Here is a 12,205-nt window from a genome sequence, read left to right as displayed (position 1 = left end):
ATGAGCAACGAACTCGCCTCTCTCTCCACCGCCGTCGGCCTGGCCTTGCAGGCGAAGGGCTGGCTGCTGGCCACGGCGGAATCGTGCACGGGCGGCGGCGTGGCGCAAGCCGTCACGGATATTTCAGGCTCAAGCGCCTGGTTCGAACGGGGCTTCGTCACCTATTCCAACGGGGCCAAGAGCGGCATGCTGGGCGTGCCCGCCACGCTGATCGCCGCACACGGCGCCGTCAGCGAGGAAGTGGCCGCCGCGATGGCGCAAGGCACCCTGGCCCACAGCGAAGCCCAAGTGGCCGTCTCGACCACGGGCATCGCCGGCCCCACGGGCGGCGTACCGGGCAAGCCCGTCGGCACCATCTGTTTCGGCTGGGCCATGGACGGGCGCGTGCAGACGCAGCGGCTGGTGTTTGCGGGCGACCGGCAAGCCGTGCGCGAGCAGGCCGTGGCGCACGCCCTGCGCGAACTGCTGCGCTTTATCCGGTAGCATCGGCGATGCAGGCGCGGTCGCGGCCCGCCTGCTTGGCCGCATACAGGGCGCTGTCGGCGCGCATCAGCAATTCGTGGCGGCCGGCGCCGTGGCGCGGGTATTCCGCGATGCCGGCCGAAAAGGTGCAGCCCGTCAAGCTGTGCGGCGCCTGCTGGATCAGCAACTGGCGGTAGCGCGCGGCGATATCGTCGATCTTGTGCGCCGCGATGAGGCTGTCGGCTTCGCGCAACAGCAGGCAGAATTCCTCGCCGCCATAGCGGCACAGCATGTCGCTGCCGCGCAACTGGCCTTCCACCAGGCGCGCGAACTGGATCAGCACTTCATCGCCAAAGTTGTGTCCGTAGGTGTCGTTGACGCGCTTGAAAAAATCCAGGTCGATGATGGCGATGGCCACGGGCGCATCCGCATCGGCCTCGTGCAGGATGGCATTGAGACACGTTTCAAAATGGCGGCGGTTGTACAGGCCCGTCAGGTGGTCGCGCATGGCCTGTTCCTTCAGGCTGTCCTGCAGGGAATTGACGTGCAGTATCTGGTGCGCCAGCTCGCGGTTCAGGTGCTCGAGCTTGGCGTTTTCCGTCTCGCGCGCCGCCTGCAGTTCCAGCGCCTTGTCGCGCTCGGCCTTCAAGCTGTGCATTTCCTTTTCCAGGTTGCGCATCAGGCTGCGCGAGGCGCGCGCCGACTTGCTGCTGGCCTCATAGGCGGCCTGGTATTGCTGCAGGAAACCATATGCGGCCTGCCATTCGCCCAGCTGGGCATTGATATCGGACAAGCCGCGCAAAATCTGCTGCTGGTGAAAAGGATTGCGCGTCCAGCTCAGCAGGCTGTGCGCCTGCGTCAGCGAGGCCAGCGCCTGCGCCGTCTGGCCCGCATGCAAGTCCAGCTTGCCGCGCACCAGCCACGCATGCATCTGCTCTTCCAGGTCCTGGCCCCGGCGCGCATATTCTTCTGCGCGCAACAGCAGTTGCAGGGCGCTCTCGGGCTGGCGCAGCAGGATGGCCGCGTGGGCGGCGATGCAGAACAGGAAGGCGCGCACGGCCAGGTCTTCTTCCGGCCACTCGTAAAACGGCTCCACCAGCGCCAGCGCCTCGGCCGGCTTGCCGGTGGCTAATAAACACATGGCCAGGTTGGCCGAGACGATGGTTTGCTGGTATTTGAGTTTTTGCGTGCCGATGATTTCGAGCGCCTCGACCAGCAGGGGAATCGCGTCCTCATCGTTGCCCAGGTCATGCTGCGACGAGGCCAGGTTCGACAGGCTGTTGACCCGGTGCGCGGGGCTGCCGAAACGCTCGGCAATGTCGAGCGCCAGCAAAAAGTTGCGCGGGCCGTCCTGCGTATCGCCACGGTTCAGGGCATCGACGCCCAGGCGCGCGTACAGCATGAATTTGTGCAAGGAATCGGGTATCTGCGCGGCCTGGCTGCGCGCCTGCAGGAAATGCTGCTCGGCATCGGCAAAATCGCCGCGCCGGCTCGCATACGCGCCCTGCAGGGCAGCCACTTCCATGCCCCCTTCCAGGTCGCCGCTGTGCTGGAAATACGCGCCCAGGCGTTCGCACGACGGTTCGGCCTCGCCCGCGTAATACGCCAGCCAGCAATGATTGAGTTCCGCATACGCGCCGCCGCGCGCATACTGTTGCCGTTGCGCCGCCGCCAGCGCCATCTGCGCCAGCCGGCGTGCCTGGCGGCGGTTACCGACCAGGCAAGACAGGGCTTGCTGATTCAGACGGTCAATGTCGGCTTTATCGAGACTGGAGATCGGCACTGCGTCCTCGTTCACACTCTGGGGTGGATTTTTCACACAAAACTTGCTCTGTATCAATGGTATCCTGATTAACATCATAACCAGATTCGCTGTTCCGCATGGCATATTTGCAAAGGATTGTGGTAAAAATGCCAGTCGTGGCCTGGCCGGGCGCCTGCGCCGCTGTCACGGATCTTTGATTGTCACTGACGCAACAACTTGGAGTAGTCGCAATGCAAAACACGGTACATTTCATCCTGCAGGGCAAGGGCGGCATCGGCAAGACCCTCGTCTCGACCCTGCTGGCCCAGTGGATAGGCGGCAAGGATGGCGCGCCTTTGCGCTGCTATGACACCGATCAGGAAAACGCCACGTTCTCGCGCTACAAGGCGATGGACGTCAAGCATGTGCCCGTGATGACGGATGCGCGCAACATCGACCCGAAACGCTTCGACGCGCTGATGATCGATATCCTCGAAGAAGACGGCAACTGCGTGGTCGACAATGGCGCGAACACGTTTTCGCCGCTGATGGGCTACTTGCTGGAAAACGACTGCTTCTCGCTGCTGGAAGAATCGGGCCGCAAGGTCTACATCCACACCATCGTCGGCGGCGGAGATACCCTGCACGACACGGCCACGGGTTTTGTGGCGACAGCCCAATCGACGACCGTGCCGCTGGTGCTGTGGCAAAACGAACATTTCGGCCTGCTGCAATCGGCGTCGGGCAAGCAGTTCGTCGAATCGCAGTCGTATGCCGACAACCGCGCGCGCGTCAAAGGCAGCATCACCTTGAGCCAGCGCAATCCCGACACCTTTGGCGCGGACGTCAAGAAAATGAACACGGCGCGCCTGACGATGCAGGAAGTGCTGCAGAACGACAAGTTCAACATCATGGAAAAGCAGCGCATCAAGGTCGTCTACCGCGACATCTTCGAACAGCTCGACAAGGTGCAGTGGTAGATGGACCAGCACAAACTGCGCAGCCACGTGTTCGACAAGACGGGCATCAAGATCGACGTCGATGACCCGATATTCGCCCTCGTGGCGCTGAACGAAGCCGTGCTGGCGGAAACAGTCGAGCGCCAGCTGGCCGTGCTCGATGCTGCCACGCAGGCGCTGGCGGCCCAGGCGCGCGCGGCGGGCGGCTTGCCTGCGGCCATGCCCCAGCCTGCGCCGGAAGCGCCCCTGTCCACCCCTTGGTTTTCTCCGCGCGAATGGCGCTTGCTGGGCGCCGCGGCCATCGTCTCTGTCGCCTGCGCGCTGCTGGTGCTGGGCGGCGCGGCCCTGCTGTATAAACTGTAGCACCGACCGTAGTATCGTCGCGCTGCGCCAGCCACGAGCGAGCCGCAGCGTCTTCTCCACCTACCCTGGAAGCATGCATGAAACCGATCAAACTGCTGGCCCTCCCCGCCCTGCTGCTGTCGCTGTACGGCGCCCCCTTGAGCCTGAGCCACGCCGCCGATGCGGCCCTCGCGACGGGCGCGACGTCCGTGCCGCATATCGCCTACGAAAAATACACCTTGCCGAACGGCCTCGACGTGATTCTCGTGGAAGACCATAAATTGCCCGTCACGGCCGTCAATATCTGGTACCACGTGGGTCCCGCGAATGAAGCGCCGGGCCTGACGGGCTTTGCGCATTTGTTCGAGCACATGATGTTTGCCGCCACCAAGCACGTGCCGCGCGGCATGGCCGACCAGTTGCTCGAAGGCGCGGGCGCCACGGATTCGAACGGCAGCACGGATTTCGACCGCACCAATTATTTCGACACGGTGCCGTCGAACCAGCTGGAACTGGCCCTGTGGACGCATTCCGACCGCATGGGCTACCTGCTGGACGTGCTCGACCAGACGGCGCTGACGAACCAGCAGGACGTGGTGCGCAACGAGCGCCGCCAGAGCGTGGAAAATGCGCCCTACGGCATCGTGCAGGAAGCGCTGTACCACCAGCTGTTTCCCAAGACCCACCCGTATTACGCCAGCGTCATCGGTTCGCACGCGGATATCCAGAACGCGAAACTGGCCGACATCAAGGAATTCTTCAGCAAATACTATGGCCCCAACAACGCCAGCCTCGTGATCGCGGGCGATATCGACAAGGCGAAAACCAAGGAGCTGGTGAATAAATATTTCGGCAGCTTCAAGAGCGGCCCGGCCGTGCCGAAACCCGATGTCGTGACGCCGCCCATCACGCAGGAACGCCGCATCGTGGTGCAGGACCGGGTCGAGTTGCCGCGCGTCTTCATGGCCTGGCTGACGCCGTCCGCCTACACCAGGGATGACGCGGAACTGTCGATGGCCGCGCACATCCTGGCCGGCGGCAAGTCCAGCCGTTTATACAAATCGCTCGTGTACGACAAGCAGATCGCCCAGGACGTGGGCGCCAGCCAGGGATCGAACGCCCTCACCTCCATCTTCACCATCGACGCGACGGCGCGCCCGGGCCACCAGCCCGAGGAAATCGAGCAAGCCTTGCAGGCGGAGCTGGAACAATTGCGTGCCAAGGGTCCCACCGAGAAGGAACTGGAACGGGCGCGCAACAGCATCGAGACCACCATGCTGAGCCAGGTGGAAAAAATGGGCGGGCGCGGCGTGGCCAACTTGCTCAACGAATACAACCAATACGTGGGCGACCCCGGCTACCTGGCCAAGGATATCGAGCGCTACCGCCAGGTGACGGCAGCCGGCGTGCAGCGCGCCGTGGACACGTACCTGAAAAACCAGTCGCGCGTCGTCGTCTACGGCGTGCCGGGCAAGCCGGACCTGGGCGCGGAAGTGCCGACGCCGGCGCCTGGCAAAGTCAAGCCTGCGCCAGGCACGGCCATCAATGCGGACGAGCCATGGCGCAATGCCGTGCCGAAGGCCGGTCCCGCACCGAAGATTGTTTTACCGCAAGGAAAATCGTTCACCCTGGCGAACGGTTTGACCGTGATCCACCACTACAACGGGGCCGTGCCGCTCGTTTCCAGCCAGCTGGTGATCAAGAGCGGCTCGGGCGCCAATCCGCTGGCGCAGCCGGGCTTGTCGAGCTTTACGGCGCAATTGCTGCAGGAAGGCACGGCCACGCGCACGGCGCCGCAGATCGCCGACGATGTGGCGCAGCTGGGCGCCCTGCTGAGCACAGGCTCCGGCACGGATGCCTCGTTCGCCCAGCTGACGTCGCTCAAAACCACCTTCCCGCAAGCGCTGGACGTGCTGGCCGACGTGGTGCTGCACCCGCAATTCCCGCAAGAAGAAGTCGAGCGCCAGCGTGCCAGCCGCATCGGACAGCTGGCACAGCAGCGCGAAAACGCGGGCGCGGTGGCGGCCCGCGTGGAAGCGGCAGCCCTGTATGGCCCGCAGCATCCGTATGGCTACATCCAGCTGGGCACGGAAGCGGCACTGAAAGCGGCCAGCCGCGCCGATCTGCAAGGTTTCTGGCAGCAGCATTATCTGCCGAATAATGCGGCGCTGATCGTCTCGGGCGATATCGGCGAAGCGGAACTGAAGGCGCTGGCCGAAGCGAAGTTCGGCAGCTGGAAGCCAGGCACGGTGGCGCCGGCCGTGGCCGCCGCGCCGCAGACGACGAAAGCAAAATTGATCCTGGTCGACAAGCCGGGCGCGCCGCAAACGGCCGTGCGCCTGTCGACCATCGCCGTGCCGCGCGCCACGCCCGACTACGCGCCGCTGCAAGTGATGAACGCGGCGCTGGGCGGCTTGTTTACCAGCCGCCTGAACACCAACTTGCGCGAAGAAAAGGGGTATACGTATGGCGTGCGCTCGCAATTCCAGTACCGCAACCAGCCTGGACCGTTCTCGATTGCCGCCAGCGTGCGCACCGATGTGACAGGCCCGGCCGTGTCGGAAACCGTCAGGGAAATCCGCGCCATGATCGCCAAGCCCTTGAGCAACAAGGAATTGGCGAATGCACGCAACTCGCAAGTGCTGTCCTTGCCCGGCCAGTTCGACACGAACGCCAGCATCAGCGCCAGCATGGCGAACGCGTACATCTACGGCCTGGGCCTCGACTATTACACGACCTTGCCGCAGCGTTTTGCCAGCGTGACGGACAAGCAAGTGCAGCAGGTGGCGAAAAAATACCTGCAGCCGGAAAAGCTGATCGTTATCGGCGTGGGCGACAAGGCGAAGATCGCCCCGCAATTGAGCAAGCTCAAACTGGCGCCCGTGGAATTGCGCGATGCTGAAGGCAACGTGAAGTGATCAGGATTAGCGGCGCTTGAACAGCGCCGCTTTATCCACCAGCGCCGCGATCGTCACGCCCGCCGTGTAGGCGAGCAAGTCGACCCAGCCGAAGGCAGAGCCCAGCACCAGGTGTCCCAGCGGATGCGCGCGCAGCGCGACGAGCCACGGCGCCTGGATCAGCTGGCCGAATTCCACGGCAAAGCAGATCAGCAGAGACCACAAGGCCAGTTGCCACGTGCGCATGCGCGTGGCAACGATGCCCAGCGCAAAGACGATCATCATGGCCCACAGGGCGTCGCCCGGATACTTGCCGAGCGCGGCGGGGACGAATTGGGGATAGGCGCGCGAAGCCAGGCCCAGCGCGATGACAGCCACGGTTGCGCCCACCTGCAGCAGGCGGCGGCGTTCAGGTTTTACCAGGAACATATTTCCATTCAAAGGCACAATACGGGCCGAACCATTGCGGCCCGTCCGATATTGTACTGCGCAGCCGTGTCCGCCTGTAGCCTAATGCATCAGTTCAACTTGACGTTCTGCGCCAGGAAATCGAGAAAGACGCGCACGCGCAACGGCACATGCCCGCCTTGGCCCACGAAGACGGCATGCACTTCCTCGCTGTCACCGGGGTTGAACTCTTCCAGCACGGTCTGCAAACGGCCGGCCGCGATATCGGCGCGCACCTGGAAGGCGGCCAGGCGCGCCAGCCCCAGTCCCGCCAGCGCCAGTTGCCGCAAGGCTTCGCCATCGCTGGCCTGCGCATTGCCAATAACCGGCACGACAACGTCGCCGTCAGGCAGGCGCAGCGGCCAGCCCGAGCGGGCGCGCGCGTAATTGGCGTCGAGCAGATTGTGCGATGCCAGCTCGGCGGGCGTCAGCGGCGTGCCGCGCCGCGCCAGGTAGGCTGGCGCCGCCACGATCGCCATGCGCGTCTGGCCCAGCTTGCGCGCCAGCAGGCTGGAGCTTTTCAGGGGACCGGCCCGCACGGCCACGTCCGTGCGCTGCTCGAGGATATCGACCACTTCATCCGTGAGCACGATGTCGAGCGTCACCTCGGGATAGCGTTCCAGGAACAGGGGCGCCAGCGGCAGCAAAAAATGCTGGCCGAACGGCACGTTCGCATTGACCCGTATTTTGCCGCGCGACACATCCTGCATGCCGGCGCAGCGCTCGGCCTCGTCCAGCGCCGCCAGCACATGCCTGCCCCGTTCGTACAGGCCGCAGCCTTCGGCCGTCAGCTGCAGCTGGCGCGTGGAACGGTTCAACAGGCGTGCGCCCAGGCGCTCTTCCAGCCGCGCAACGAGCTTGCTGACGGCCGATGGCGTCATGCCGCAGGCGCGCGCGGCGGCGGAAAAACCGCCCAGCTCGACCACGCGCACAAACACTTCCAGCTCGCCGGAACGGTTCACTTCCAGTCTGGCCATTGTGAATTCAACTCATAAATGTTCTTCGATGAGATAGTCTAGTACATAAATGGCTTTGCTTTCATCATGCACACATTCCCCTTGATGCAGCGAGCCGCCATGCAACGATTTCCCCTCCTCCCCGCCGCCCTGCTGAGCCTAGCACTGAGTATTTCCCCCGCCCATGCGGCCGAACCTCCTCAAGCCTGGCTGGCCAGCTGGACGGCCAGCCCCCAAACCGTGTGGGGCAGCGATTTCCTCTTCCCATCCAACGTGCCCGCCGTGCTGCACGGGCACACCGTGCGCCAGGTGGCGCGCCTCAGCGTGGGCGGCCCGCGCGTGCGCATCGTGCTGTCGAACGCGTATGGCAAGGTGCCGCTGCACATCGGCGCGGCCAGCGTGGCCCTGGCCGCGTCCAGTTCAACCATCAAACCCGGCAGCCTGCGCACGCTGACCTTTGCCGGCCAGCCCTCGGCCAGCGTCGCGCCGGGCGCGCCGCTCGTCAGCGACCCCGTCGACCTGTCCGTGCCGGACCTGGCGCGGCTGACGGTGAGCATCCATTTGCCACAGGCCAGTCCCGTCTCCACGTTTCACTGGGATGGCCGCGAGACGGCGTGGATCGCGGCGCATGACCAGACGCAGGCCGCGCGCATTGATGACGGGCCCGGCGTGCAGACCACCACGGCGCGCCTTTTACTGACGGCCATCCAGGTGGAGGCGACGGCGGCGGGACAAGCAGTGGCCATCCTCGGCGACTCGATCACCGATGGCGCCAGCGCCAGCCTGGGGATGGATGCGCGCTGGCCCGATTTCCTGGCCGAACGCCTGGCGCCGCACGGCGTGGCCGTGATCAATGCGGGCATTTCCGGTGGGCGACTGTTGTCCGACGGCATGGGAGACAACGCCCTGGCGCGTTTCGAGCGCGACGTGCTGGCGCAGCCTGGCGTACGCACGGTGATCGTCTTGTTGGGGATCAATGACATCAGCTGGCCCGGCACGGCGTTTGCGCCACGGGAAAAACGGCCGACATTGGAGAAGTTAACAAACGGCTACGCCCAGCTGGTGGCCCAGGCCCGCAGCCGCGGCGTGCGCGTGATCGCTGCCACCCTGACGCCGTTCGAAGGCGCCCTGCCCGGCACGCCCCTGAGCGACTATTATCAGCTTGATAAAGATGCGCTGCGCCAGCAGTTGAACGCGTGGATACGCGCCAGCAGCCTGTTTGACGCCGTACTCGACTTCGACGCCTGGGCGCGCGACCCGGCCCACCCGCTGCGCCTGCTGCCCGATTACGACTCGGGCGACCACCTGCATCCGGGCGACGCGGGCAACCTGGCGCTGGCGGAAGGGATAGACCTGTCGCTACTGTTTAACAGTAAAGATCAGTCGCCCAGGCCCGCGTACAAAGCCGTGCTCAAGTAGCGTTCGCCAAACGACGGAATGATGGTGACGATGGTCTTGCCCGCGTTTTCCGGACGGCGCGCCACTTGCAGGGCGGCCCACAGGGCGGCACCCGACGAGATGCCGACCAACAAGCCTTCGTCGCTGGCGGCCAGGCGCGCCGTGGCGAACGCATCGTCGTTCTTGACGCAGATGATTTCGTCGTAGATAGTCGTGTTGAGGATCTGCGGCACGAAACCGGCGCCGATGCCCTGGATCGGGTGCGGTCCCTTGGTGCCTTTCGACAGCATCGGCGACGCTTCCGGTTCCACGGCAATCACTTGCACGCCGGGCTTGCGCTCCTTCAGCACTTCGCCGATGCCGGTAATCGTGCCCCCCGTGCCCACGCCGGCGACGACGATGTCCACTTGCCCATCCGTATCGCGCCAGATTTCCTCGGCCGTCGTGGCGCGGTGGATGGCGGGATTGGCGGGATTATTGAATTGCTGCAGCATCAGGTAGCGCGGGTCGGCCGCCACCAGTTCCTCGGCCTTGCGGATGGCGCCCAGCATGCCTTCGCTGCCCGGCGTGAGCACCAGCTCGGCGCCATAGGCGCGCAGCAGGATGCGCCGCTCGCGGCTCATGGTGTCGGGCATGACGAGGGTGCAGCGGTAGCCGCGCGCGGCGCACACCATGGCCAGCGCGATGCCCGTGTTGCCGCTGGTGGGCTCGACGATGACGGTATCGGGATGGATCTTGCCGGCGGCCTCGGCCGCAACGATCATGGACAGGCCGATGCGGTCCTTGACACTGTGCGCGGGATTGTAGAATTCGAGTTTGGCCAGGATGGTGGCCACACTGCCGGCGGCGATGCGGTTGATGCGCACCAGGGGCGTGTTGCCGATCAGTTCAGTGACGTCGTTGGCGATGTTCATGGGAGTCTCCACAGCTATATCAGAAAATCCCAGTCTACCGCTTTTTCACGGCAGCGCACGTGGTGCGCTGCCGAAACTGAACAATTACTTAACGTCCAGCAATTCCACGTCGAAGATCAATGCCGAGTTCGGCGGAATGTCGCCATTGCCTGCGCCGCGCGGACCATAGGCCAGTTCACCTGGAATGATCAGGGTGCGCTTGCCGCCCACTTTCATGCCGGCCACGCCCTGATCCCAACCCTTGATGACCATGCCCTTGCCGAGCGGGAAGTCAAACGGGCCACGGCCCACGGAGCTGTCGAACTTCTTGCCGCGCGAATCTTTCGCCAGCGGACGGTACAGCCAGCCCGTGTAGTGCACGGTGACAGCATTGCCGGCGGACGCTTCCTTGCCCGTGCCGACCTTGTTGTCGATCAGGATCAGTTTATCGGCGACAGGGCCGGGGCTCAGCGAGACGGCGGAGGCGGGAACAGGCGCTGGCGCCTGTGCCTGCGCCAGCGACGCGGCGACGGAGCAGATCAGGGCAAACAAAACGGAGCTACGCGTCATGATGTATTCTTTCAGTGAGTTTCGGTGAGATCCCTGCGCCAGCAAACCGGCAGGGAACGCCAATAATAGCAAACCGCCGCAACGATAGGAAAAACTTGTCGCCCGATACCCATTACCCCCGCCTGTTTTACGCGCTGTGGCCCGATGCGGCCACGCGCGCGGCCCTGGCCGCCTGGCAGGCGCGTCTGGACGGCAAACCTGTGCGCGCGGACAAGCTGCACCTGACCCTGGCCTTCCTGGGCCAGCGCCGGGTCAGCGATCTGCCGGCCCTGCTGGGTATCCTGGAACACATGCCGGCGCGCGCCATGCCCCTGCTGTTCGACCACGCCAGCCATTTTGCGCAGCTGGCGCTGGCCTGGGCCGCCCTGGCGCAGCCCCCGCCGGCCTTGCTCAACTTGCGCACGGCCTGCATGCAGAGCCTGGCGGAACAGGGACTGGCGCCGCGCTTCGAACACGACCGCTTCACGCCGCACATCACCCTGGCACGCCAGGCGCCGCCACCGGCCATCGGGGACTTCGCGCCCATCGCCTGGCAGGCGGACGAGCTGGTGCTGGTGGAATCGATCAAAAGCAGCGGTGACTACCGCATCTTGGCCAGTAGGAAATTAAGCTAGGCGGCGTCCGGCACGGCGGCTAATTTGTCCTGGCGCAAGCTTTTCAGCGCATGGGCGGCCGCCACCATGCCGAAACTGGCCGTCACCACCACGCTGGAACCGAAGCCGGCGCAATTGAGGCCCGTGACGCCGGCCGGCGTGCTGCCATCGATGGCGCACGCTTCCGCGCTCTCTGGCGTGCTCAACGGTTCCATGGAAAACACGGCATCGACATTGAATTTGTTTTTCACGCCACGCGGGAAACCATATTCAGTACGCAACAGTTTTCGTACCCGCTTGAGCAGCGGTTCCTGTTCCGTTTTCGACAGGTCGCGCACGGCGATCAGGGTCGGGTCCGTCTGGCCGCCCGCGCTGCCGATGGTCAGCATGGGAATGTTGCGCGCGCGGCAATATGCGATCACGGCCGCTTTCGCCTTGGCATTGTCGATGGCGTCGACCAGGTAGTCGAAATCGCGCCCGCCCAGCAACTGCTCCAGATTATCGGGAGTAATAAAATCCTCGATCTGCGTGACCTGGCAAAACGGGTTGATCAGTTCGATGCGTTCGGCCAGGGCCGTGATCTTCGCCTGGCCGATGGTGTCGCTCATGGCCTGGATCTGGCGATTGATGTTCGATTCGGCAACATTGTCGAGGTCGATCAGGGTCAGGCGGCCGATGGCGCTGCGCGCCAGCGCTTCGACGATCCAGGAACCGACGCCGCCCACGCCGATCACACACACATGCGCGGCGCGGAAGCGTGCCAACGCGGGGGCGCCGTACAGGCGGGCAATGCCGCCAAACCGCCGCTCAAAATCGATCTCGGTCAAGTCCATGGAAATTTGTTCATTGGTGGAGGTATGCATGGCGCCATTTTAACGGACACTGCGCTGGCGGATATTCTAAAATAGCCGAATTGACACAGCGACAAGCCGCACTGTCGCCAC

At 64.3% G+C, this 12,205-nt stretch carries 12 protein-coding genes; 6 read left to right on the top strand and 6 right to left on the bottom strand.

Annotated features, from left to right (window positions below; translation table 11 throughout):
* Positions 1–483 (top strand): CinA family protein, encoded by a 483-nt coding sequence (locus tag CSQ93_RS01350; protein ID WP_099376394.1) that lies wholly within the window; start codon positions 1–3, stop codon positions 481–483.
* On the opposite strand, the gene CSQ93_RS01345 is transcribed toward CSQ93_RS01350, so the two are convergent.
* Entirely contained in the window at positions 473–2,245 is a 1,773-nt protein-coding gene (locus CSQ93_RS01345; RefSeq protein ID WP_233515985.1) for a GGDEF domain-containing protein, read from the bottom strand. The genes CSQ93_RS01350 and CSQ93_RS01345 overlap by 11 nt on opposite strands.
* Before the next feature lie 212 nt (positions 2,246–2,457).
* On the opposite strand from CSQ93_RS01345, the gene CSQ93_RS01340 reads away from it, so the two are divergent.
* The 3 genes from CSQ93_RS01340 (at position 2,458) to CSQ93_RS01330 (ending at position 6,425) form a co-directional block, all read left to right on the top strand.
* Positions 2,458–3,186, top strand: a complete 729-nt coding sequence (locus CSQ93_RS01340; RefSeq protein WP_099376393.1) for a hypothetical protein — start codon at positions 2,458–2,460, stop codon at positions 3,184–3,186.
* Positions 3,187–3,528 carry a hypothetical protein gene (locus CSQ93_RS01335; protein WP_199534209.1) on the top strand — a complete coding sequence of 114 codons (342 nt, stop codon included), beginning with the start codon at positions 3,187–3,189 and terminating at the stop codon, positions 3,526–3,528. It abuts the gene before it with no gap.
* 77 nt (positions 3,529–3,605) lie between these two features.
* Positions 3,606–6,425: a M16 family metallopeptidase gene (locus CSQ93_RS01330; RefSeq protein WP_099376392.1), complete on the top strand. Its 2,820-nt coding sequence runs from the start codon at positions 3,606–3,608 to the stop codon at positions 6,423–6,425.
* A 6-nt stretch (positions 6,426–6,431) separates the two neighbouring features.
* Here the strand turns inward: CSQ93_RS01330 and CSQ93_RS01325 are convergent, their stop codons facing one another.
* The gene (locus tag CSQ93_RS01325) at positions 6,432–6,833 is read right to left on the bottom strand and encodes a ribosomal maturation YjgA family protein (protein ID WP_099376391.1); all 402 of its coding nucleotides are present in this window, start codon (positions 6,831–6,833) and stop codon (positions 6,432–6,434) included.
* Between the two features lie 89 nt (positions 6,834–6,922).
* Positions 6,923–7,828, bottom strand: coding sequence for a LysR family transcriptional regulator (locus CSQ93_RS01320; protein WP_099376390.1), 906 nt, complete (start codon positions 7,826–7,828; stop codon positions 6,923–6,925).
* Positions 7,829–7,927: 99 nt separating this feature from the next.
* Between CSQ93_RS01320 and CSQ93_RS01315 the strand changes: the two genes are divergently transcribed.
* Complete coding sequence (locus CSQ93_RS01315) at positions 7,928–9,226, top strand: SGNH/GDSL hydrolase family protein (RefSeq protein ID WP_233515984.1); 1,299 nt, start codon at positions 7,928–7,930, stop codon at positions 9,224–9,226.
* Here the strand turns inward: CSQ93_RS01315 and cysK are convergent.
* Complete coding sequence (gene cysK / locus CSQ93_RS01310; RefSeq protein WP_099376388.1) at positions 9,187–10,119, bottom strand: cysteine synthase A; 933 nt, start codon at positions 10,117–10,119, stop codon at positions 9,187–9,189. The genes CSQ93_RS01315 and cysK overlap by 40 nt on opposite strands.
* Positions 10,120–10,203: 84 nt before the next feature.
* Complete coding sequence (locus CSQ93_RS01305) at positions 10,204–10,668, bottom strand: FKBP-type peptidyl-prolyl cis-trans isomerase (protein WP_035822462.1); 465 nt, start codon at positions 10,666–10,668, stop codon at positions 10,204–10,206.
* 95 nt (positions 10,669–10,763) lie between these two features.
* Here CSQ93_RS01305 and thpR point away from each other — a divergent pair, with 95 nt between their 5' ends.
* Positions 10,764–11,282: an RNA 2',3'-cyclic phosphodiesterase gene (thpR, locus tag CSQ93_RS01300; protein WP_158301068.1), complete on the top strand. Its 519-nt coding sequence runs from the start codon at positions 10,764–10,766 to the stop codon at positions 11,280–11,282.
* Here thpR and tcdA read toward each other — a convergent pair.
* Positions 11,279–12,124, bottom strand: coding sequence for a tRNA cyclic N6-threonylcarbamoyladenosine(37) synthase TcdA (gene tcdA, locus CSQ93_RS01295; RefSeq protein WP_233515983.1), 846 nt, complete (start codon positions 12,122–12,124; stop codon positions 11,279–11,281). The two genes, thpR and tcdA, sit on opposite strands and share 4 nt — an antisense overlap.
* Positions 12,125–12,205: the final 81 nt, after the last annotated feature.

The organism is Janthinobacterium sp. BJB426, from assembly GCF_002735705.1.
Taxonomy (GTDB): domain Bacteria; phylum Pseudomonadota; class Gammaproteobacteria; order Burkholderiales; family Burkholderiaceae_D; genus Janthinobacterium.
Note: the sequence above shows the minus strand (reverse complement) of the source record. Positions and strands in the feature narration are given on the sequence as shown.

Excerpts from the sequence above, each read along its gene's own strand:
- CSQ93_RS01350 (WP_099376394.1), top strand. The coding sequence starts at position 1 with ATGAGCAACGAACTCGCCTCTCTCTCCACCGCCGTCGGCCTGGCCTTG.
- CSQ93_RS01340 (WP_099376393.1), top strand. The coding sequence starts at position 2,458 with ATGCAAAACACGGTACATTTCATCCTGCAGGGCAAGGGCGGCATCGGC.
- CSQ93_RS01335 (WP_199534209.1), top strand. The coding sequence starts at position 3,187 with ATGGACCAGCACAAACTGCGCAGCCACGTGTTCGACAAGACGGGCATC.
- CSQ93_RS01330 (WP_099376392.1), top strand. The coding sequence starts at position 3,606 with ATGAAACCGATCAAACTGCTGGCCCTCCCCGCCCTGCTGCTGTCGCTG.
- CSQ93_RS01325 (WP_099376391.1), bottom strand. The coding sequence starts at position 6,833 with ATGTTCCTGGTAAAACCTGAACGCCGCCGCCTGCTGCAGGTGGGCGCA.
- CSQ93_RS01320 (WP_099376390.1), bottom strand. The coding sequence starts at position 7,828 with ATGGCCAGACTGGAAGTGAACCGTTCCGGCGAGCTGGAAGTGTTTGTG.
- CSQ93_RS01315 (WP_233515984.1), top strand. The coding sequence starts at position 7,928 with ATGCAACGATTTCCCCTCCTCCCCGCCGCCCTGCTGAGCCTAGCACTG.
- cysK (WP_099376388.1), bottom strand. The coding sequence starts at position 10,119 with ATGAACATCGCCAACGACGTCACTGAACTGATCGGCAACACGCCCCTG.
- CSQ93_RS01305 (WP_035822462.1), bottom strand. The coding sequence starts at position 10,668 with ATGACGCGTAGCTCCGTTTTGTTTGCCCTGATCTGCTCCGTCGCCGCG.
- tcdA (WP_233515983.1), bottom strand. The coding sequence starts at position 12,124 with ATGCATACCTCCACCAATGAACAAATTTCCATGGACTTGACCGAGATC.